General features: G+C 29.5%; 17 protein-coding genes and 1 pseudogene. 10 read left to right on the forward strand and 8 right to left on the reverse strand.

Annotated elements, in window-relative coordinates; all coding sequences use genetic code 11:
- Window positions 1-61: 61 nt before the first annotated feature.
- Window positions 62-901, reverse strand: coding sequence for a Cof-type HAD-IIB family hydrolase (locus F3K33_RS12595; RefSeq protein WP_023974629.1), 840 nt, complete (start codon window positions 899-901; stop codon window positions 62-64).
- Between the two features lie 247 nt (window positions 902-1,148).
- Here F3K33_RS12595 and F3K33_RS12600 point away from each other — a divergent pair, with 247 nt between their 5' ends.
- Complete coding sequence (locus F3K33_RS12600; RefSeq protein WP_023974630.1) at window positions 1,149-1,898, forward strand: DeoR/GlpR family DNA-binding transcription regulator; 750 nt, start codon at window positions 1,149-1,151, stop codon at window positions 1,896-1,898.
- 54 nt (window positions 1,899-1,952) lie between these two features.
- On the opposite strand, the gene F3K33_RS12605 is transcribed toward F3K33_RS12600, so the two are convergent.
- The gene (locus F3K33_RS12605; protein ID WP_039772446.1) at window positions 1,953-3,944 is read right to left on the reverse strand and encodes a fructose-bisphosphatase class III; all 1,992 of its coding nucleotides are present in this window, start codon (window positions 3,942-3,944) and stop codon (window positions 1,953-1,955) included.
- A 135-nt stretch (window positions 3,945-4,079) separates the two neighbouring features.
- Window positions 4,080-6,260 carry a glycogen debranching protein GlgX gene (gene glgX, locus F3K33_RS12610; RefSeq protein ID WP_039772448.1) on the reverse strand — a complete coding sequence of 727 codons (2,181 nt, stop codon included), beginning with the start codon at window positions 6,258-6,260 and terminating at the stop codon, window positions 4,080-4,082.
- Between the two features lie 349 nt (window positions 6,261-6,609).
- Between glgX and F3K33_RS12615 the strand changes: the two genes are divergently transcribed.
- Window positions 6,610-7,668, forward strand: coding sequence for a PspC-like choline-binding domain-containing protein (locus F3K33_RS12615; RefSeq protein WP_023974633.1), 1,059 nt, complete (start codon window positions 6,610-6,612; stop codon window positions 7,666-7,668).
- 210 nt (window positions 7,669-7,878) lie between these two features.
- On the opposite strand, the pseudogene F3K33_RS12620 reads toward F3K33_RS12615, so the two are convergent.
- Window positions 7,879-8,084, reverse strand: a pseudogene (locus F3K33_RS12620) (alpha/beta-type small acid-soluble spore protein).
- Between the two features lie 213 nt (window positions 8,085-8,297).
- Here F3K33_RS12620 and F3K33_RS12625 point away from each other — a divergent pair.
- Together F3K33_RS12625 and F3K33_RS12635 are read left to right on the forward strand one after the other, a co-directional pair.
- Complete coding sequence (locus F3K33_RS12625) at window positions 8,298-8,492, forward strand: alpha/beta-type small acid-soluble spore protein (protein ID WP_012058685.1); 195 nt, start codon at window positions 8,298-8,300, stop codon at window positions 8,490-8,492.
- An 836-nt stretch (window positions 8,493-9,328) separates the two neighbouring features.
- On the forward strand, window positions 9,329-10,039 hold the full coding sequence (locus F3K33_RS12635) for a YdcF family protein (protein ID WP_051144863.1): 711 nt from the start codon (window positions 9,329-9,331) through the stop codon (window positions 10,037-10,039).
- A gap of 346 nt (window positions 10,040-10,385) precedes the next feature.
- On the opposite strand, the gene F3K33_RS12640 is transcribed toward F3K33_RS12635, so the two are convergent.
- Together F3K33_RS12640 and F3K33_RS12645 are read right to left on the reverse strand one after the other, a co-directional pair.
- On the reverse strand, window positions 10,386-11,420 hold the full coding sequence (locus tag F3K33_RS12640) for a HAMP domain-containing sensor histidine kinase (RefSeq protein ID WP_023974635.1): 1,035 nt from the start codon (window positions 11,418-11,420) through the stop codon (window positions 10,386-10,388).
- Entirely contained in the window at window positions 11,413-12,090 is a 678-nt protein-coding gene (locus tag F3K33_RS12645; RefSeq protein ID WP_012058687.1) for a response regulator transcription factor, read from the reverse strand. Before F3K33_RS12645 ends, F3K33_RS12640 begins: the two co-directional genes overlap by 8 nt.
- A 449-nt stretch (window positions 12,091-12,539) precedes the next feature.
- Here F3K33_RS12645 and F3K33_RS12650 point away from each other — a divergent pair, with 449 nt between their 5' ends.
- The 5 genes from F3K33_RS12650 to F3K33_RS12670 all read left to right on the forward strand — a co-directional run bounded on the left by F3K33_RS12650 (window position 12,540) and on the right by F3K33_RS12670 (window position 20,029).
- On the forward strand, window positions 12,540-13,163 hold the full coding sequence (locus F3K33_RS12650; RefSeq protein ID WP_236892240.1) for a TetR/AcrR family transcriptional regulator: 624 nt from the start codon (window positions 12,540-12,542) through the stop codon (window positions 13,161-13,163).
- Between the two features lie 59 nt (window positions 13,164-13,222).
- On the forward strand, window positions 13,223-14,518 hold the full coding sequence (locus F3K33_RS12655; protein WP_039772452.1) for an efflux RND transporter periplasmic adaptor subunit: 1,296 nt from the start codon (window positions 13,223-13,225) through the stop codon (window positions 14,516-14,518).
- A gap of 12 nt (window positions 14,519-14,530) precedes the next feature.
- Window positions 14,531-17,620: an efflux RND transporter permease subunit gene (locus F3K33_RS12660; RefSeq protein ID WP_023974637.1), complete on the forward strand. Its 3,090-nt coding sequence runs from the start codon at window positions 14,531-14,533 to the stop codon at window positions 17,618-17,620.
- A 233-nt stretch (window positions 17,621-17,853) separates the two neighbouring features.
- On the forward strand, window positions 17,854-19,134 hold the full coding sequence (locus F3K33_RS12665; RefSeq protein WP_039772454.1) for a TolC family protein: 1,281 nt from the start codon (window positions 17,854-17,856) through the stop codon (window positions 19,132-19,134).
- 289 nt (window positions 19,135-19,423) lie between these two features.
- Window positions 19,424-20,029 carry a TetR/AcrR family transcriptional regulator gene (locus tag F3K33_RS12670; protein ID WP_039772456.1) on the forward strand — a complete coding sequence of 202 codons (606 nt, stop codon included), beginning with the start codon at window positions 19,424-19,426 and terminating at the stop codon, window positions 20,027-20,029.
- A gap of 66 nt (window positions 20,030-20,095) precedes the next feature.
- Here F3K33_RS12670 and F3K33_RS12675 read toward each other — a convergent pair whose 3' ends face one another.
- Complete coding sequence (locus F3K33_RS12675) at window positions 20,096-20,485, reverse strand: thioesterase family protein (protein ID WP_012058693.1); 390 nt, start codon at window positions 20,483-20,485, stop codon at window positions 20,096-20,098.
- 411 nt (window positions 20,486-20,896) lie between these two features.
- Complete coding sequence (locus F3K33_RS26370) at window positions 20,897-21,046, reverse strand: hypothetical protein (protein WP_023974640.1); 150 nt, start codon at window positions 21,044-21,046, stop codon at window positions 20,897-20,899.
- Between the two features lie 432 nt (window positions 21,047-21,478).
- Between F3K33_RS26370 and F3K33_RS12680 the strand changes: the two genes are divergently transcribed.
- Entirely contained in the window at window positions 21,479-22,939 is a 1,461-nt protein-coding gene (locus F3K33_RS12680; protein ID WP_023974641.1) for a GH25 family lysozyme, read from the forward strand.
- Window positions 22,940-23,331: the final 392 nt, after the last annotated feature.

A 23,331-nucleotide genomic window follows, 5' to 3' on the forward strand; every position in this document is an offset into this window, starting at 1 on the left:
GAGATTTTCTTAATATACCTGCTTTTTCTGTTTGTTAAATTTATAAATTTGTTGAAAGTTTTTAATTAATACTGGTGTCTTTTTCGATAAACTTTGCAACTCCATCATCATCGAAGCTTGAGATGACACTTGTTGCAACCGCCTTTGCTTCAGAAACTCCGTTTTCAGGAACATACGAACGATCTGCAGATTGTAACATTTCAATGTCATTAAAATTATCCCCAAAAGCGATTACTTCATTTGCGCCAATCAGTTCCTTTAATTCTTTTATAGCAATGGCCTTAGATGCTTTAGAACTAAATATATCTAAAAAGTAATTATCTTTATATACATTTTTGTTAGGAACACATTTTAATATAGAGTTATCTAAAATGCAATTTTCAACATTTTTTATACGATCAAAAGAACCATACAAAACAAAATATAAAATTGTATACCCATCCTTTGGAACTTGTTCAAAATCATCGTATTGATGACAACGACCTTTGTATAATAAATGCCTTTCTGCAAAATACTCAAGATCAGATGGGTCATCAAGATTGTTGTATATGAAGTGGATATCTCCATCTTTCAATGCATACATAAATCCATAGCTTTTATACTCATCAAATATTTTTATTAGGTGATTTAACTGAGATATTGGAAATTCATTAATTTTTAGATATTGCTCTTTATTTAAATCATAAAATCCTATACCGTTATTTAATATGATAGGAATGTTAATTGGAATTTCACTTATCAATCTTTTTGCAGCCTGAAGGTTTCGTGCAGTTGCAATACTAAACAATGTGCCTTTTTCTATTTGTTTCTTTAAGATTTTTAGTGATGTTTGTGAAACTTCTCCATTAGAATTTAATAAGGTACCATCTAAATCTGTTACATATAATATTCTTTTATTCATTTATTGCACCCCTTTATATAAGATAGAAGATTTCTGTAAAATAAGTATTAAGAGAATTTATATTACAGTAATTTATATATTGTGAGTTTAGCATAAGAAAGCTGTCAATTCAAGGAAAATAAGGATATATAAATCCATTAAAGTTCATGAGTGCTGACATTCATGAAAAAATTGACAAATGACTATTTTAAAATATAATTTATTATAGTATGTAATTAAAAGATAGTTAGAAGTGAAAGGACATTTTATGTATCAAGAAGAAAGATTATATGAAATATTAAATATACTTAGAGAAAAAACTGTGTTATCTAATAAAGAAATAATGGAAACATTTAATATATCAAGGGATACTGCTAGAAGAGACATTGTTAGATTAGTAGAAGAAGGAGTTGCTATTCGAACTCATGGAGGAATTGCAGTGCCATCTATAAGAACTGAAATTAAGGATTATAAGAGCCGCTTATCTATAAATTCAGAAGAAAAAATAAAATTGGGTAAATATGCAGCTAAATATGTTTCAACAAATCAAGTATGTTTCTTTGATGTGTCTACTACCATTGAAGCGTTATGTCAGTGTGTTGAGGATGATATCTCTATATATACGCATTCTTTAGACAACATGGAAATACTTGCTGAAAAAAATTGTGACGTTCATTTATTGGGTGGAAAATTGCAACGCAAAAATCGTTTTTTATATGGCAGTGGCACAATAAATCAAATCGAAGATATACATTTTGATATAGCATTTTTGGGGGCTGCAGCAATTAGTGAAGATGGAATTTATGTAGTTGATTTTGAGGATTCATATATAAAGAGAAAGGTAGCAGAAAGAAGTACTTTTGTATGTGTTATAGCTGATAGTGAAAAGTTCTTCAATTGCAGCACGTTTAAAGCCATTTCCTTTGATAGAATAGATTTATTAATAACTACAAAAGAGCCGCCTGAGAATATAGAAAAAAGAATGAAAGACTCAGGAACTGTTATTGAAATAGTGTGATTTTATAAAAAATGAGAATAAATTATTTACGCAATTTATTCTCATTTAACTTAACTAAATTTTATTTTGCTGCTTTATTAGTCCTTTTCTGTAAGCATTAAGAAGCATCTTTAAGTCATCTATTTGCTGCTTGAGAGTCACACCTACATCAGTATCTTCAACTCTTTTCCTATTTACAACTTGCTCTAGTAAGAGAGTTGTAGATAATATGTCAGTTTCTTCTTTTATGGCTGCTTCAGTGGATTCAAATGGCTGATGAGATACTAACTGAAGCCCAAAAGAGTTATATATTAACGTATATCCAGCTAGTCCAGTTTTGGGCTGATATGCTTTTGAAAAACCTCCATCTATAACTAGTAGAGTTCCGTTTGCTTTTATAGGACTTTCTCCATTTTTTTCTTCAACGGGCATGTGGCCATTTATTATATGAGATTCTGGTGAACTAAGCCCAAATTCCTTTAGTATTTTTCTGCAGATATCCTCATTATCTCTTAAGCTAAAATAGGGATCTTTCTTTTCATAATGAGTTTCTTTTTCTTCAATAAAATACTGTTCAAATATTGTCATTCTATCCTTACCAAATAATGGCGAAGAAGCACCACACCACAAATACCACATTATATCTTCTTTATTATCAGAATCATCCTTGTCTTTTGAAAAATAGGCCTCTCTTGCTAGCATATCCAATTTGTCTAAAAGTTCTTTACCTTTATATTCTTTATCAGCTATTTTGACTTTTTTAAAGCTTCCATCTTCATTTAATGGTATGAATCCATGATATAATAAATTTGAATTAAATTTTAAATATAAACTGCCATTTGAATATAGGAATCGAACATGCTTATTATATTTATCGCTATTAACAAAAGAGGTTTTTAACTTATCAATTAATTCTTTCTCATCATGAGTAAGTTCATATGGATTTTTAGGATCTATAGTAGGAAAAAATGAATCTTTTAATTTATACGTTTTACCGTTTAAGCTAATAGTTCCTTCAGCATAATTAATTTTATTTAATAAAAGCCTATGATTCATATTAAATTCAGGATGCCTTAAAATCACCTGACCTTCGAGTTTAAATAATATTATAGCTATAGCTTTGTGCATCTGAGCTATTAAATTAATTTCATTAATGCTGTATTTTTTATCACAATCCATCTTAGGTAAGAAGATATTACAGGGATGATCCTTATAAAAATCCATAGAAAAAGTTGCTAGAGGGAGAAGGTTAATTCCGTATCCATTTTCTAAAGTATCCAAGTTAGCATACTTTAGAGAATTTTTTATAACATTAGCAATACATACGTCTGAACCACAGGCAGCACCCATCCATAAGATATCATGATTTCCCCATTGGATGTCAACAGAATGATATTCAACTAAAGTATCCATGATAATATCCGCACCAGGGCCTCTATCAAATATATCCCCTAAAATATGAAGTCTGTCTATAACAAGTCTTTGTATCAATTTAGAAAGAGCAACTATAAATTCCTTTGATCTATCTGTGTCTATAATAGTTCTAATAATTTGTTCATAATATTCATATTTATCTATTCCTTTAGGCTGTTCATGTAAGAGTTCTTCTATTATGTAAGTAAAATCTTTTGGAAGAGCCTTTCTTACTTTTGAACGTGTATATTTAGAAGAAACATATCTGCATATTTCGATTAATCTATATAAATTTATTTTGTACCAATCATCTATGTTTTCTTCTTGCTTCAATACTATCTCTAATTTTTGTTCAGGATAATATATAAGGGTTGCTAAACTTTTTTTCTCACTTTGCATCAAACTATTTCCAAAAAGATCTTCAATTTTTCTTTTTATTACTCCTGATGCGTTTTTTAATACATGAATAAAAGGCTCATACTCTCCGTGGATATCAGTTAGAAAATGTTCAGTTCCTTTTGGTAAATTTAAAATTGCCTGCAGATTTATTATTTCAGTAGAAGCTTCGTTGATTGTCGGATATTGTTTAGAAAGCAACTCTAAATATCGTAAGTTGTCAGATATTTCATTAGTTGATAGATCGTATTTTTTCATTATTACATCTCCTTTGTTGCTATTAAGATAATATCTTCTATAACTAATTAAATTATAGAAGAAGGTTTGATAATAAACAATAATATTAATAAAATAAGAGCTTAAAGTGAATCAAGCTCTTATCATCCTATAAATTTATATTTTACTTATACCAACAAGAATCATAACAGATCTAGGTTCTATTTCAAGTGTCTCTCCAACTTGGAGCATCTCATTAATTGAATCGCTAATGTCTTCTCCAGAAGGCATGGATGTATTTATAGCAATTCGCCATTCTAAGTATATAGGGAGTTCGGGTAATCTTACATATTGAGTTTCCCAATGAGCATTGATACAAAGGTACACAATGTCATCTTCTTTTTCTTTTTTATTCCATCCTGCAAACATTATCCCAACAGTTCTAGTACTATCTGACGAATCTAAATACCAAGGTTCTATACCGTGCTTACTAACAGGAGGTAAGCCACATCGGGATTCTTCAATTCTGTCCTTAATAGCAGGATGACGTTTTCGAAAATTTATCATATTTTTAAAGAAAGTAAATAAATCATGATTCTTATATAGGAGACTCCAGTTCAGCCATGAAATTTCATTATCCTGGCAATATGGATTGTTATTTCCAAACTGTGTATTTCCAAATTCATCTCCAGATAAAAGCATTGGAGCTCCTTGACTTGAAAGAAGAACAGCACAAGCATTTTTTATTAGCTTTCTTCTCAACTTTATTATATTTTCATCGTCAGTTTCACCTTCAGCACCACAATTCCAGCTATTATTGTTGTTCTCACCATCTGTATTATTCCAACCATTTTCTTCATTGTGTTTATCATTATAAGAATATAAGTCATATAAAGTAAATCCATCATGGCAAGTAATAAAGTTTACTGAAGCATTTTTGCCTCTTATATCTGGATTATAGAGATCGTAAGATCCGGTTATTCTTTCAGCAACAGTGGCAGCTAATCCTGAATCGCCCTTTAGAAATCTGCGAATATCATCTCTATATTTTCCATTCCATTCACACCATCTTTTCCAAGATGGGAAACTGCCGACTTGATATAATCCACCTGCATCCCATGCTTCAGCTATCAATTTTGTATTTGCAAGAATAGGATCAAAGGCTAGGCTTTGCAATAGTGGAGGATTATTCATTGGTGATCCATCTTCGTTTCGACCAAGGATTGAAGCTAAATCAAATCTGAATCCGTCAACACGATATTCTGTAACCCAGTAGCGAAGGCAATCTAAAATCATTCTATGAACAATTGGGTGATTGCAATTTAAAGTATTTCCACATCCGCTGAAATTATAATATTTCCCATCTGGTGTAAGCATGTAATAAACATTATTATCAAACCCCTTAAAAGATATATATGGACCATACTCATTGCCTTCAGCAGTATGGTTAAAAACAACGTCTAAAATAACCTCTATTCCATCTTCATGAAATTTCTTTATCAATGATTTTAGTTCATCGCCTTCTTTATTTCGTTCAATTCCAGCAGTATAACTGGTGTTTGGAGCAAAGAAACATACAGGATTATATCCCCAATAATCACAAAGCAAATTACCTCTAACATATCGTGCATCAAGCATTTCATCAAATTCAAAAATTGGCATAAGTTCTACAGCATTGATTCCAAGCTCTTTTAGATAAGGTATCTTTTCGGCTAATCCAGCAAATGTTCCAGGATAATTAACTTTTGACGACGGATGCTTAGTAAAGCCTCTTACATGCAACTCGTAAATAATCAAATCTTTCATAGGAATTAAAGGTCTTTTACTGTTTCCCCAATCAAAATCATTGGAGACAACTCTTGATTTATATTGATTTCCACATATTGTTTTTGTTCCCCATACGCTTTGTCCAGCAATTGCTTTTGAGTAGGGATCAAGTAAATATTTACTACTATTAAAAACTAATCCTCTTTCGGGTATATATGGACCGTCCACACTATATGCATATTCAAATTCTTCAATATCTAATCCAAGTACTATCATAGAGTATACATTACCTATTCGATAATATTCAGGAAAAGGAATGACAGCATAAGGTTCGCACATAGCTGGCTTAAATAAGAGTAGTTTACATGATGTTGCGTTCTGAGAGTGGATAGTGAAGTTAACACCTCCAGGTATAACTACTGCACCATTTTCTAGATAAAATCCAGGACGAATTTTAAATCCCTCAAATTCGTCGGTGGGAATTAAATTTTTCTGAAGCGTTTTTACAAATTCATCGAAATTTACAGTATTTTTTAAAGTATTTATATCTAGTTCTATATTCTCATTATTTGAAAATTTAGAAGTATCCACAATATATTTTCCTCCTTAATATTATTAGGACCCTCTTAGTTTTATTATATTAGGACGCATATGCTTTTAATCGATAAATGAAATAATTATTTAATTATCACTTAAATTATTGTATCAAAATTCTAATTTATATGTTTTTAACTAATGTAAGTTAGAAATATAGGATTAAGATATTTAAGTTGTGGTATAATTTTCATATAAGCTATTAATTACACAAAATTGGCTATATAAAAAATAATCTCCGATGAAGGTAATATACTATAGATAATAAAGAAAATATGGAATGTTTTATATAAAACAAATGGAGAAGCTATATACACTATAAGATTTGGGAATGAGGGGGAAATAGATGACTAAAAAAATAATTTACAGTTTACTTATTGTAGCGGCGGTAGTTTCTGTAATACCAAAAGAAGTTTCAGCAGAATGGAAGCATAATAATACTGGTTGGTGGTATGAGGAAGGAAAATCTTATAGTACTGGCTGGAAACAAATAAATGGCTTATGGTACTATTTTGGTAATGATGGTTATATGAAGACAGGATGGATTTTAGATAAGGTTTGGTGGTATTATTTACAGGATAATGGTGCTATGGCATCTGGTAAAACATCAATTAAAGGTAAGGAGTATGAGCTTGATAATAATGGGAAATGGATAAATAATGCTCTTCCTAATAGAAATGTTAATATGAATATTAGCAGGCCTCCTTCAGAGGAAAAAATGAGTACAACCTCAGATTTTAGCTTGTTTGAGGAAAATGGAAATACGTATTTTAAAATTCAAGATAGCTATTATTTAAAAGGTGTATGGAATATAGATGGGAATATATATATTTTTGATGAAAATGGTGTGTTGCAAAAAGACGAATATACGTCGGAAAGTGGTAGAAAATATAGCTTGGGGGATGATGGGAAGGTTATAGAATGTCTTAGTGACAAAAATTATAATTTATGTCCAGAATATGCACTGACTACTAAATCAACTACAGAGAACTACGAAGTTAAATTAGATGATAGTAATATGCTTACTATAACTGATGTCAATTCAGATGAACCAGAAAAGGATGGAGTAAGAATTGAGGATGGAGCAGGTTACAAATTAGACAATACTAAACCAAGGGCAACTATTAATGGAAATACTTTATATTGTAGAACTAATCAAGCTATAGATTTAGGAATGATAAAAGTAAGTAGCGTAGATGATAAAAGTTCATCATTTCCTAATTTAATAGCAATGTCTAAGAGTGAAGATGATAGTGTTGCGGTTTCAGGAATAAATTTAAGTTTGGAGGATGGATTTTTTAAAGACATTCATCCAACAGTTATTGCATACAAAGCAGGAAAAACTACTATTACAATAAATGTTAATGGAATTAAGACTTCGTTTGATGTAGTAGTAACGGAATAATTTTTTGCACTAATATGAGTAATGTTAATATTTTTATAATTGTTAAGTTTAGTGTATATATGATATTGAATTAAAATATAAACTCAAATGAAAGAATTGAGGAATTTATATAAGCAGCAATACAAACTTAAATGAAAAAGAATATAGATATGCTATTTTGACTAGTTACATAATTGTAGTAACTAGTCATTTATGGTTTTGAAAAGGAGATTACTTGTCAATCAAATTTTTTTCGTATTCCTCTATCATTTTTTTTGTCATCAATCCTCCAATTGGTCCACCTACACGACCATTTAACATTGATGATTTATTTCCTTTATAATTATCATTAAGTTCTATGCCAAGTTCATTTTCAAATTCTATTTTTAGCTTATCTAGTTTTGCTCTAGTTTGGGAACTAAAGGCCTTCTGCTCATAATTTAACACCTCCATATCAGTATTAGTTTTATAAATTTATAGTAAAATATATTTGATAAATTATTGAATTTAAATGAATGGAACTTGTGAAGAATTAATGGAAAGGAGGATTTTAACACTTTTTTTACAAGTATTTGCATAGATTAAAATTTGTGAGAGTGGTTAATATATTAATGCCAAACAAAATCATAGATTAAGGGAGGTAGATTAAGATGGCTTCGAGAAATAAAACTTTAGTTCCAGAGGCAAAAACAGGTTTAAACAGATTAAAAACTGAGGTAGCTTCAGAAATTGGGTTAAATAACTATGAAAACATTGATAAAGGGAACCTTTCTTCAAGACAAAATGGTAGTGTTGGCGGAGAAATGGTTAAGAGAATGATAGAAAGTTACGAACAAAGTCTCTAAAAATAGATACTTAATGTTTTAACTCAGTTCTTAAATTACCATCCATCCTAAAGTGAAAGCTAGTAGAATATAGTTAATTACTATTTATTCTACTAGCTTTTTTTATTATATATGAATTTATATTCAAGCGAAATATATGAAAAATAAAAGAGAATAAAAGAAATTAGAAGCATAGATGAGATTCTGAAAAATAATGAAAATAAAATGAGATAGATGGCTAAAAATTTATATGGAATTACTTTACAATATGGTATAAAATGTAAAAGAAGGCAATTAAACACATACTCAAAGGAGTTGAATAATATGTTATATTTATATACTATATCAATAAAGTTAAGTTGTTTATCCTTAATATTACTATTATTTAGGCTTGTTTTAAACAAGAATAATATTAATATTTTTGGTAACAAGGAAAAAAGAGGTCTACTGATAACCATACTTGTTATTAGTATTGTGCCAATAATCAATATTTTTTTTGCAGTTTCAAGTATATATGCGTCAATTTTTATGAAAAAGGAAAAATTTATAAAATTTATAAATGAATAGCTTTAGTGGAATCTAAGGCTATTTTTTTATGAATTTATTACCTCTATAAACTACAGATAAAAAGTATATGAAGATTTTTTATTATAAAGTAATTATAAATATGTTTAGGAAAATAATTTCTAAATATGAAATTATTGATATATATGACAATAATATTACGATATTATTATATATTTTATAAGATTTATATAAGTGTATTTCATCTTTCTCAGTTACAGATATAATATTTATAAGAAGTTTAAGATTAACTAAATTATGTATAGATGATTAATCTGGAGGAGATGAGTTTGATGAAAATTAGATATATGTTATCGGAATTATGGATTGCGTTTGGTTTTCCAATTATAGTTTTAGGAATTATAATTTTAGTATACTACTTTTCTAAAAAGAGAATGAAAAAGAATGTGTTTTTTTATAAGATCTTTAGATACATAAAAATATCATCTTGCATCATATTTATTTGTTTTATAATAATAGAAGCTTTAATAATAAACTATCCAAAGTATAATCGAAATAGTGACGATTATATTATTGTACTTGGCGCAGGACTTGATAATGGAGGAGTTCCTAATTTAATACTTCGGGAAAGACTTGATATTGCTATAAAATGTACGAAAGAAAATTTAGCTCAATATATCGTTTTATCCGGAGGACAAGGTACAGATGAAAGTACATCAGAGGCACAGGCCATGAGTGAATATTTACAGGCTAAAGGAATAGAAAAAAACAAAATAATATTAGAGGATAAGTCAAGAGATACTAATGAAAATCTAAAATATTCTAAAGAAAAGATTGAAGAATTTAGTAACAAATCAATAAGTGATATAAAAGTAAAAATAGTAACAACAGACTTTCATGCTTTTAGAAGTAGTATTTTAGCAAAGAAGAATGGGTATAAAAATTTTGATAATTATTCCAGCACCATGCCTTGGTATTTTGTACCTTCAACATATGCTAGGGAATCCATTGCAGTTATTAAGAGTATATTGTTTGACAAATAAATTCGTGATTGTGAAATAATTACACTACAACAAGGTTTATAAATTTAACTCATAACAACAAACGATTACAAGCACAAGATATACATAATTAATATATAATAATATAAAGGATTATATATTTAGTTAGAAGGGGATAAGTATGTTGGCGGTAGTTATTTTGGTTTGCATAGTATTAATTGCATGTAATGCTTTTTATGATACCGATAAAAGTTGAAAAATAGAAATCGTCAAGCAAAATTGGACTAAGTTTATAAAACTAAATGGGATTTTCTTAAGAATTAAGCAGATATAATTTAAGGCTATCTATTCATTAAGATAGCCTTTCTGTGTCTACATAAATTAAGAATTAACATGGTAACTTGATTATAAAAGTAGATCCCTTTTTACATTCACTATATACCTCTATTTCTCCACCACATAAGTCAACAATTCTTTTTACTAGGGCTAATCCCAAACCGTTGCCTTCAGAAGAATGGGATTTATCGCCTTGATAAAACTTATCAAAGATATGCTTTTGTGTATCTTCGTTCATACCTATGCCATTATCTGAAATGCTTGTTGTAATCCAGTTGTTATTTTTCTTTAAAGAGCATCTAATAGCACCACCTTCAGGTGTAAATTTTATTGCATTACTAAGTATGTTTATCCATACTTGCATCAACAGTTCTTCATTTCCATGAAAAGTAATTGAGTCTAAATCTATATCTAAGTCAATATTTTTATTAGACCATTTGGATTCTAAAAGTAATAGAGTTTGCCTTAGTTGTTCATCTAATTTGAATCTGCTTCTTTCTGCTATTATATCTTGATTCTCTAATCTTGAGATCTGTAATATGCTGCCAACTAAGCTTGATAGCCTTTTTGTATTATTTAGTATTTTATCTGTATATTTAGACTTTTCTTCTTTACTTAGATTGTTATCCTGTAGCAAAGTTGTGTAACCTTCAATAGATGCAAGGGGAGTCTTAAATTCATGGGACACATTAGCAATAAAGTCACTTCGAAAAGTTTCTATGTTATTTAGTTCATCTACCATAATGTTAAAGTTCTGAGACATTTTTTTTAGCTCTTCAACATAGTAATACTTATCTTCATCTAATTTTATATTAAAATTACCTTTCCCAACTTCCATAATTGCTTCACTAAATTTTACTAGTGGAGCTAATATTTTTTTACCTATTATAGCTGATATGGTTGTCCCAACTATTATACTAATTATAGATAGATCGATAATTGGCCAAAGAAACTTATTAGCTTCCGAAGAAAAATTTGGATGAAGGAATATAGCTAAAATTGCAGTAAGTACTGATGACACAAACATTATTGAAAAAATAATAAATGAAAAGACTAATCCTAATTTTAAATTTGGTTTATCATTCATAATTTTTTACCACCTTATATCCGAGTCCTCTTACAGTCAAAATATCAAAATCTATGTTATTTTTAAAGCGATCACGCAAACGGTTAATATGTACATCTACTGTTCTTATATCAGTTTCAGAATCAAGTCCCCAAAATTCATCCATAAGTTCTTGTCTTGTGAATATGCGATTAGGATACGAAATGAGCTTATATAAAATATAAAATTCCTTTTGTGGAAGGACTGTTGCCTCACCATTTTGATATACTGACAAGGAATCATATTCAAGCATGGTATCACCAACACTTTGCTTTCTTTCACTAATAATCTGAGCCCTTCTAAGTAATGCACCTACTCTTAACACCATCTCATTAACATCAATTGGTTTAACCATGTAGTCATCAATTCCAAGAAGAAAACCGCGTTGCTTATCCTGAAATCTTTCCTTAGCTGTAATCATTAATATAGGCAGATTAAATTGAGCATCACGAATAGATTTTATTAGTTCAAAACCATCCATATTTGGCATCATGATATCAGAAATAATTAAATCAATATATTCTTTATCCAAAACATTAAGCGCTTCTATTCCATCTTTAGCACCAGTAGTCTTATAGCCATTTTTAAGTAAAACAGTTGAAAATAATTCTCTTAATTCTTTATCATCTTCTACAATCAAAATATGAAACATTTATATACCTCCATTTTATGCATTAATTATACTACTTTTTTATCTATGTTTAAAAGTATCATATCTATATATAAATTCAAGTATTTAATTATAGATAAAATATTTACTATAATAATTAAATTTCAAATAAATAGAAAAGTTTAAATTCAGTTAACAATTCTATGATACACTCCATATTAAAATAACATAAGTAGCAAATGATAGCTATAGATAAATAATAATCCAAACAATTTTAGGCAGATATGTTTTGTAACTCATAAAAATTAAGATATTTTTTAGGTTACAAACAAAGTATAAAAATTAAAAGTATGGTATTATTTTCATGTACATATAAAATATTTCAATGATTTATTTGCATGTGAATCATTGACTGTCTGGTCGGTCATTTAAATAAAATGTGAATATAATGAGTCAGTAATTTATTGTAATACAGTATTTTTATAAGTGAGGTGGTTTTTTTGGCAAGATTGAAAAATAAGGAAAATGAAATTCTTGCCGCTGCAATAGACATATTTTTCAAAAAAGGTTTTTCGGGAACTAATATGCAGGATATTGCGGACAAGGCACAGATAGGTAAGGGTACAATATATGAATACTTTAGAAGTAAAGATGATTTATTTGTACAAGCTTTAAAGTACGACCATAGAAATTTCACTATGAATGCAAACCAGAAGATATCACAAGAAGAATCATTTCTTAAAAAGCTAGGAAAGCTTATAGAATTAACTGAGCATGCTGTTATAGAAAGGGCTGGAAGGATAAGTTATTATATAGCAAATGAGATTTCAGAATTAAATCCTGAAGCAAAACGTGATCTTGAAGATTTTATAAAAGATATAAAAAGAAATGGGAGAAATATTACATACAATATTTTAAAGCAAGGAATCGAAGAGGGGGAGGTAAGGCATACAGGTATAGATATTGATTTTGCTACAAATGTTATAGGAGGAATGGTGGCATTACATTGTCATCGGACTTGTCATGAAAATTATTATTCAGTAGAACAAAGAAGAGAGGAAAATGAAAAGCTTATAAATTTCATTATGGATGGAATTGGTGCAAAGAAAAATTAATTTTATAATATATAAATTAACAAAATAAACTATATGTTTACAGATTAGGAGTGTGAAACATGAAAAATGTAAAAAAAATAGTTATATATGCTGTAATTGTTATAGCTGTAATAGGCTGTGCTGCAGTAGCTAAAACTAAGTTATTCACAGCTAAAAAAGAAGCAACCACTGCCGTTGCTGCTAGTAAAACTACTGTTGAAGTACAGATAGCCAAAGCACAAGAAAAAAGTTTAGGGGATTCATATAAAGCAACACTAGAAGCTTATCAGCAAGGAATAGTAACTAGTAAGATAGCAGCAAAGGTTGTTGCTGTGTCGATTGAAAATGGACAATATGTAAATGCTGGTGATACTATAGCTACGCTTGATGACCAAGATATACAAAATAGTATAAAAACTGCACAAGCTCAGGTAGAAGTTAGTGAGCAGCAAGTAAATTCAACGCAGCAACAACTAAATTCATCGCAAGTAACGCTACAGAAATTGCAAATTCTTATGGATGATGCACAGCGTAATTATGATAGACAAAAGACCCTTTTTGATGGAGGAGCTATATCAAAAACAGATCTTGAATCAGCTGAAAAAGCCCTAAACACTTCTAAAGCTGATTATAGTTCAGGATTAGCAAGTATTGAATCAGCAAAAGCAAGTATTGAAAGTTCAAAAGCGAGTTTAGAAGCACAAAAAGTAAATTTACAGAAGGCTCAAAATGATTTGGCTAACACAGTGATTAAAGCGCCTATAAGCGGAGTCATAAGCGATAAAACCTTAAATGTAGGACAGATGGCATCTCAGGGGGCGGCTCTTGCAAAAGTTAATGATATATCGTCTGTATATGCAACAATACAAGTGCCACAAGAGAAAATAACTGGAGTAAAAATAGGTCAAGCTGCAACAATTACCGTAGATGGAAATGATAAAACATATGATGGCACTATTGAAGCTATGGACTCTGCAGCGGATGCTACAACTAGAGTATTCAATTGTAAAGTAAAAATAGATAATGGCGATAAGTCACTGTTACCTGGTATTTTTGGAAAGGTACAGCTTATTAGCGAGGAAAAAGCACAAGTTATAACTGTTCCAATTAGTGCTTTAGCTGGTAACGAAGGAGATTATTCTGTTTTCTTAAATGATAATGGAATAGCTAAAAAGCAAAAAATTACAATTGGTGAAACTAATGAAAATAACGTTGAAATAACAGATGGTATTAAAGAAGGGGATCAGGTAATATGTACTAATATAAGTACGCTTCAAGAGGGTAGTGAAGTAGATGCAATTATAAAGGACGATAGTTCTTCAGATAACACAGCTTCTGAACAAGATGGCGGTGCAGATGATACAACAAATAAGTAGGAGGGATAATAAATGAATATAGCAAATATTAGTATTAAAAGACCTGTATTTATATCAGTTATAATGATTGTCCTTACTATTTTAGGATTTGTATGCTATAAGGGATTGACACTTAATGATATGCCAAATGCTGATATGCCTTATGTTTCCGTTGTAGTAACAGAAAATGGAGCTACACCAGAAAATATAGAAAGTAAAGTAACAAAACAGATAGAAGATGCAGTACAGCAAATTTCTGGAGTTCAAAATATAACTTCAAGTGTAAGTTCAGGGATGTCACAAACTGTTATAGAGTTCGATTTAAGTAAAAATGGTGAAGTTGCAGCACAAGAAGTTAGAGATAAGATTTCAAGTGTTAGAGGTAAATTACCAACTGATGCTGATGATCCGATAATTTCTAAGTTTGATATGTCGGCGACATCAATTATATCAATAGCTGTTTATGGTTCAACTGATAATCAAAAAATGACAGACTTTGTAGATAATACTCTAAAACCAAAGTTATATGCGGTATCGGGTGTTGGAGCCGTAAATGTATCTGGTGAGGATACAAGAGAAATTCATATAAAGTTAGATAATAATAAATTATTACAATATGGCCTTACATCAGGTGCTGTAATAAACAGTATCAAGAGTGATAATATTGATCAGTCAACTGGTAAAGTTATTGATGGAGATAACCAGATATCTATTACAACAAACAGTAAAATACAAAAAGTAGAAGATTTTAAGAATATCTTGGTGTCCAACAAAAACGGAACAGAGATTAGAGTAAAAGATATTGCAACAGTTGAAGATGGGATTGTTGAAAAAACAAGCCAAGCTTACTATCAAGGTAATCCGTCAATTGGTATTGATATTGTTAAGCAATCTGGTGCTAATACAGTAGAAGTTGCAAAAGAAGTTAAAGCAGCATTAGAACAAGTTAAAACTTCATTACCAGAAGGTATGCATGCTGATATTGTTACTGATAATTCAACATCAATAAAAGATACAGTAGATGATGTTATGAATACTATTATAGAAGGATGTATATTAGCAGTTGTTATTGTATTTTTATTCTTAAATGAATGGGAAAGTACCCTTATAAGTGCATCATCTCTTCCGATATCTATAATAACTACTTTTATTTGTATGAAAGAGATGGACTTTACATTAAATACTATGTCTTTAATGGCATTGTCGCTGGCAGTAGGACTTTTAATTGATGATGCTATAGTTGTTATAGAAAACATTGTAAGGCATCTCCATATGGGAAAACATCCAATTGATGCGGCTAAGGATGCTACCTCAGAAATTGGATTTGCAGTAATAGCAACAACTTTAGCTGTTATTGCAGTATTCTTGCCTATGGCAATGATAGCTGGAATAATTGGAAAGTTCTTTATTGAGTTTGCACTTACAATTGTTTTTAGTATGGCAGTTTCATTGTTTGTATCCTTTACCCTTGTACCAATGATGTCATCTAGAATGCTTAGATCAGAAAGAAAAGAAAGTAAAACATTTATTGGTAAGTTTTTTGGGTGGTTTAATTATAAATTCGATTTTTTTGCCGAGAAATATTCACATTTATTAGCTTTTCTTCTTCATAAGAGGATAACAGTCTTGGCTGTTTGTGCAGTTATGTTTATAGCGAGTCTTTCGCTTATTCCATCATTAGGTTTCGTAATGATACCTATAACTGATAAAGGACAAATAACAGTTAATGCTAATTTTGATTCAGGAATAACATTAGATACTGCAAGTAAGGAGACTAAACAGATTGAAGAGATTGTTAAGAAAAATCCAGAAGTTGAATATGTATATTCAACAGTTACTAATAGTAAAGCAACAGTTAATATTACATTGGTAGATAAGAAACAACGTAAGATTAGCTCCAGAGATATGGCGCAAAAACTTGGAACAGATCTAAAGATACTGCCTGGAATGGATATTACAGCATCAGCTGCCTCTATGGGAGGTGGTGGCGGATCCTCAAAAGATGTAGCCATTAATCTTGTTGGTGATGATAGAGCAAAAGTTCAAGCTTTTGCAGAAAAGATGAAAGCAGAGATGGCTAAAGATCCAGATGCTACTAATGTTGGTGTTAATACCAATTCAGGTACACCAGAGGTAAAAATGACTGTTGATCGTGATAAGGCTGCTGATTTAGGTGTTAACAGTTCAGACGTAGCTAGTACCTTGGCTACATTATTTAATGGTTCAACTGTAACTAAGTATGATGGTGGAAAAGATAGATATGATGTTAAAGTTTTGCTTCAAGATGAGCAGCGTAAAAATCTTAGTAATCTTGATGGAATTTACGTTTCGGGTTCAAACAATAAGCTTGTTCCGCTAACTGAAGTAACTAAAAAAGTTGTTGGAACAACTTCTTCAACATTACATAGATACAATAAGCAGGCACAAGTCGAGCTTTCTTGTAATGTAAGAGGTTTATCTACTGGAACTTTACAAAATAAGTATTTAGCTAAGATAAAAAGTGAATTGCCGGCGGGAGTTTCTTTGTCTGTTGGAGGAATGAATGGAACTATGCAGAAGAGTATGATTAGTTTGGTGCAAAATTCAGTTTTATCAGTTCTTTTATTATATTTAGTTATGGCAGCCCAATTTGAAAGTTTTGTTGACCCTATAGCTATAATGTTCGCTCTACCACTAGCATTGATTGGAGCAATAATAGGATTATATGTTGGTGGAAGTCAATTAAGCATGATGGCAGCAATAGGTATTGTAATGCTTATGGGACTGGTTGCTAAAAATGGTATATTGCTTATTGATGCTGCAAAGGAAAGAATTAAAAAGGGAATGCCAAGAAATGAGGCTTTAGTAGAAGCTGGTCTTGTAAGATTACGTCCTATAATCATGACTACTTTAGCAATGATATTTGGTATGATTCCTACAGCATTAGCTACAGGAGCAGGTACTGAAATGCGTAAACCGATGGCACAAGCGGTAATTGGGGGATTAATCACTTCAACAATATTAACATTATTCGTAGTTCCAATAGTTTATACAATACTTGATGGATTGAAAAAAAGATTTGCAAAAAAAATTCATAGAAAAAAATCAACGCCAATTGATAGCGAATCAAATGTAGGCATATAACAAAGAAATTGGTAATTTTAATAAGATCATACTAAAATTAAGTTTTAGTATGATCCATATATAAAGTGTATTAGTTTAAATACAAAGTTCAGGAGTAAATCCTAAATTATGACTACATTTACTAAACAATAAAATTGTAGTAAAATAAAGCTACAACAGAAAAATAATCTAGTAAATAAAAAGAGAATTCGAATTTATATTAAAATAAATATTAATGAAGAGGAGATTTATACATGAGAAAAAATATAAATAAGATAATAGCATTTGCAATAGGGATTAGTGTCATGAGTGGTAGCGTTGTACCAGCGCTTGCAGCAGATTCAACTCAACAAACAACTACTAGTACAAGCACTGCAACAAATTCACAAATAGTAAACGGAAAGCCATTGCTTACTTTAGATGAAGCTGTGAAAGAGGCAATCAGCATAAGCGAGGTATTACAATTTGATACTAGTAAAATAACTTATCAAGATAAAACTAATGATATAAATGAAGATTTGGATGATTCTAAAAATGTTAGTGGAGACGAAGAAGATTTTAATGATGATACTAGAGAAGCTAATGCAAATAAAGCTAGGCAGCAAAGGGATTTTGATCAAGATGCTTTAATTCAAAAAGTTACTAAAGCATATAATAATATCGTTACAAGTCAAATGAAGATAGATAAAGCCGGAAAGGACTTGCAAATTAAAAACAAGACATTAAACGATGCAAAACTTAAAAGCAGTCTAGGAATGGTAACATCAAGCGATTTGAAATCAACTGAACTTGAAATTCAAAATTTACAAATAACACAGAAAACAAGTGAAAATACATTAAAGGACGCTGAATATAGCTTTAAAGTATTGACAGGTAAGGATGTAACACAATATACTTTGGAACAGGATATTCCTTATGAAACATTAAAAATAGATGGATCTATAGATACTTACCTAGATAAAGTTATAGATAACTATTTAAAATACAGGGAACAAATACTTAAGCTTAAGAAAGATCATTATTATGATTCTGATAATAAAATAAGTGACGGGGATGTAAGTGATGCAAAAAAAATAACAGATGAAGCTCAAGAACCTAAATTAAGTGATTATAACGGAAATATTGAAGCTTATCTCACAGATTACAATAAATATCAAGCTGCTAAAAGTGCATATGCAAATGCCATATCGGCACGTTTAACTTATTTAGGTAATAGACTTAGTGTGGATCAAGAACAAACAAGTATAGATGAGGACAAAAAGAACTTTAAGAATCAACTAAGAACACTGTATACAAATCTTATTACAGCAGAAGATAGTATTAATTATATTAAACAACAAATAGAATTAAGCAACAAGAACCTTAGTGATGCAAAACTTAAATATGACTTAGGAATGATAACTGAATCTGCTTATAATTCTCAAGTTTTAAGCAGTGAAGATCTAAATATTCAATTAAGAAGCCAAATTGATAACTATAATACATTAAAGCAAGAAATCCAAAAACCTTGGATAGCATTTTCAGGAGCACAATAGAATTAATATAAAGAACATTTATAATACTTAAATAAATATTAGATTAGTTACAAATCTGATGGTTAAAATAAAACATATTAATTTAAATTTCAGATCTTTAGAGAGCTAAAGACTTCAAGAATATATTCATACTAATTACCATATTAATAAAAGTAATTAGTATGAATTATTATAATATATAAAAGTTCAGTGGAATTAAGACGGTACAAACTAAGTTTAGATTATAATATTTAGTTTGTTTTTTTTATTAATGGTGGAAAATGTTAAATAAAAAAGGGAGAATTTTAGGGTGGAAATTAAAGAAAAAATTTTAAAGTCATCTATCAAATTATTTATGGAAAATGGTTTTTTTGAAGTATCTATTAGAGATATTTTTAAACAAATTAACATAAATAAAAGTGCTTTTTATAAGTATTTTAAAAGTAAAGATGAGCTTATATATAAAGTGATAGAAGAGTTTTGTTCTCCATACTTTGATGAAATTATAGGCGCTACCAATTTATGTAATGAATCCACAAAAAAAAAGCTGAAAACAATTTTTATAAAATATTGTGGAATAATACCATATTTAAAAAAGATTCTAAATATAAATAAATTTAACTATATTGCTGTCACATTTATAACAATTGAAGGATTAAAAAGTTACGAAAATAAAAATTTAGTAAATGATTTTAACCATAGATTATTGGAAGGGATAGACAATGTTGTAGAAGAAGGAAAAGAATTAGGTGAGGTTTTGCCAGAAATTGATTCTCTATCTACATCAAAGAGTATTGTGTCGATGTTGCAAAGTTCTATGGTCCTTTGGGCAATGAATCAAAATATCGATATAAATTTATTATTCAAAACTAATTTTAAATATTTGTGGAAAAGTATCGGAGTAAGTCCAATTTAAATCAATCTTAAAGCAATAACTATATTTAAAGAGAGAATCTCTTTAAATATAGTTATTATCATTTATTTAGCAATTTTTAGTTTTTCTCATAAAATCTTCTGAGTTTACAATAAACCTTATATGAGAACCTTTTCCGATAGTACCTTGGTCATCACTTGCTTCCACATCAAAAAATAATTTTTTTCCATCTACTTTTGTAAGGGTAGATTTGCATTTTATATTTGCGCCAATTGGAGATGATTTAATATGTTTGACACTCATGTCAATTCCCACTGTAGTATAACCACTTGGAAGTTCCTCTATTACTAAACTTTTTGATACATTTTCCATTAGAGCAATCATAGCAGGGGTCGCATAGACCTCTAGATCACCTGATCCCATTTTTATAGCTGTTTCATTTTCTGTAACTTTAAACTCTTTGATATATGAAGTACCTTCATTTAAATTAAATTCCATCGAACAAATTTCTCCTCTCAATAAATATAGATTGATTATTAAATATGTTTCATTATAATAATTTTATAGTACTAAATATTTTCATACTTTTCAAGAATAATAAAAATTGGTAAGGATTAAGAAAAAGATTGTAGTTTTTTAAAGAGAGGTTTTTAATATTAAAATAAAACGTTTTTTTAATATTTATGGTTTTAAGTATAAATTGTTTTAAAGTTAAAAAGGAAAATTTATGAAAATTAAATATGAAACATAATAAAAAAGTGAGTAAGAAACTGAAACAATTATATTTCAAAGGTATATTAGAAATTGTTAATAAAAAATAACTAGCAGATTAAATTCTACTAGTTATTTTTTCTATATGCACACGTAAATATTTACTATTAATAAGTTGTTTATATTAAAAATATAATTTTATCGCCTCAATTTATCTTCGCAAATATCTCTGTTAGAAGATGGAGGAGTTACACGAACATATGCATATTCAGGAGCTTTATACCCTGGACCATATATCAAAAATTCGATAATTTTCTTAGCAAAAGCCTTAGAGAGTATTTTTTTCATTTAACATCACTCCTTACCTATATGTTATATTAATTATATTGGAATATTCGGAAAATTGCAACATTTTATTAATGAATAATAATTATTATCCAGTATAATACATTTTTTTTGTAGAATAAAAAAGCATAATAGTTTTTTGTTCCACTCTTATTATAAATCTATGTTGTATAGGTTAGATTTATTAATTTTTTCCTATAGTAAATTTTATTTATGCCACTAGATGATAAATAGCGAGTATAATTCCAATGATGATTTATTAAAAGAAGAAATTAGAAAGTTACATAAGAATTTAACTTCTATTATTTCCCTTCATATCCATAGTAAATCAATTGATTGAAAATGACATTAATTGTATAATTTTAGATGAGTTGATTTGAAGCGGATTAAAAAATAAGTAAGCACTTAATGAAAATTAAAAGGAGAATGATCCATGTGAATATTAGAAAGAAACTTACTTCATTTATACTTGTTTTATTAACTAGTATAAGTTTTGGACAAGTGATAAATGTACAAGCTACAACTACTGATTCAACTGTAGTATCTAGCAATACTGTTAGCAATATATCAGATGAAATTCCTAATCCAGGTATACCTGAAAATAAGCCAAGTGAATTAAATGTTATTTATAAATATAGTACCCAAGATATTGTAAATAGTAGTGATGGAAAAGTTAACATAACATCAACTATTGGGTGGAAAAAAGAGAATGGATACTGGTATTACTATAAATCAGATAATACAAGAGCAACTGGGTGGATAAAACCAGATAACAAGTGGTATCATTTAAAATACGATGGAAGAATGGTAACTGGATGGTTTAATGTCAATGGCATATGGTATTATTTAGATCAATCAGGCAGTATGGTTACTGGTTGGAGGAAATTAGATAACGTTTGGTATTTCTTAAACGGTTCAGGGGCCATGGTAACAGGACTAAATAAAATTGATAATAAAATTTACATGTTTTATAGTAGTGGTGAAATGGCTACAGGATGGTATAAATCAGGTGATAATTGGTATTACTCTAGCAGTAGTGGAAGCATGGCAACTGGATGGATTAAAGATAATGGAACTTGGTATTATTTATATGATACTGGTGCAATGGCTAAAGGATGGGTTAATATTGATGAAAAGTGGTATTATTTAAAATCTAGTGGAGCAATGTCAACAGGATGGATAAATTCTGGAAGTGATACTTATTATTTAGATAAATCATCTGGAGCTTTAGTTACAAATTCTACAATAGATGGCTATAAAATCGGTTCTGATGGCAAGAAGATAGGGCCAGGAAATCCAGTCAATAATAATTCTGATACTTTATTAAAAGGTATAGATATTAGTCACTACAATGGGGACATAGATTTTAAAAGAGTCAAAGCTTCAGGGATCCAATGTGTATACATAAAAGCTACAGAAGGGACAACCTATGTGGATAATTATTTGGGAATTAGTTATAGTGGTGCTCAAAATGCTGGATTAAATACAGGTTTTTATCATTTTTTAGTTGGGACAAGCTCTCCTGAAACACAAGCACGTAATTTTTACAATAGCATAAAAGATAAGCAGAATAACCTAAAACCTGCTTTGGATATAGAACAAGATGGATTTGATGTCATGGGTTATGCATTAAGGTTCATAGATGAATTCAAAAAATTAAGTAATATGGACATTTGTATATATACATATTCAGATTTTATAAAAAATAATTTAGATAGTAGATTATCTAAATATACATTATGGGAAGCAAATTATTATAAGAGTCCATTTAACTTACCAGCTAATAGTGTATGGAATTCTAGAGCAGGACATCAATATACAGATAAAGGTGTTATCGATGGAATCTATGGAGATGTAGACTTAGATGAATTTACACAAGATATTCTTAGCAATTAAATGTTTCACCCAAAAAGCAAGCAAAGCAGCTTAAAAGAAAAGCTATCCTTAAAGGATGGCTTTTTTATATGCCTCAAAACGAAAAAATTATTTATTATAATCAATTAATATTATTGCAATAGAATTTTTTTATTAATTAACAAGGGAATTTACTGAAAGTTTTCACCATAATATTGTAACTTTTTTGTAACGCTTTTAGTTTAAAAATCTTTTATACTTTAGATAGAGATAACCACACTAAGACCTGAACTTATGCATATAACTCGCCGAAATGAATAACATACTTTTGTTCCAGTTTCTGGGTAATTTTCATGGGGGATTCTAAGGCTATAAAGTTGCAACCAAAGTGCTAGCCTCAAAGAACAAGCGCTCATAGAGAAAGTTCGAAGAAC

It is taken from the genome of Clostridium beijerinckii (genome assembly GCF_008705175.1).
Lineage (GTDB): Bacteria > Bacillota > Clostridia > Clostridiales > Clostridiaceae > Clostridium > Clostridium beijerinckii.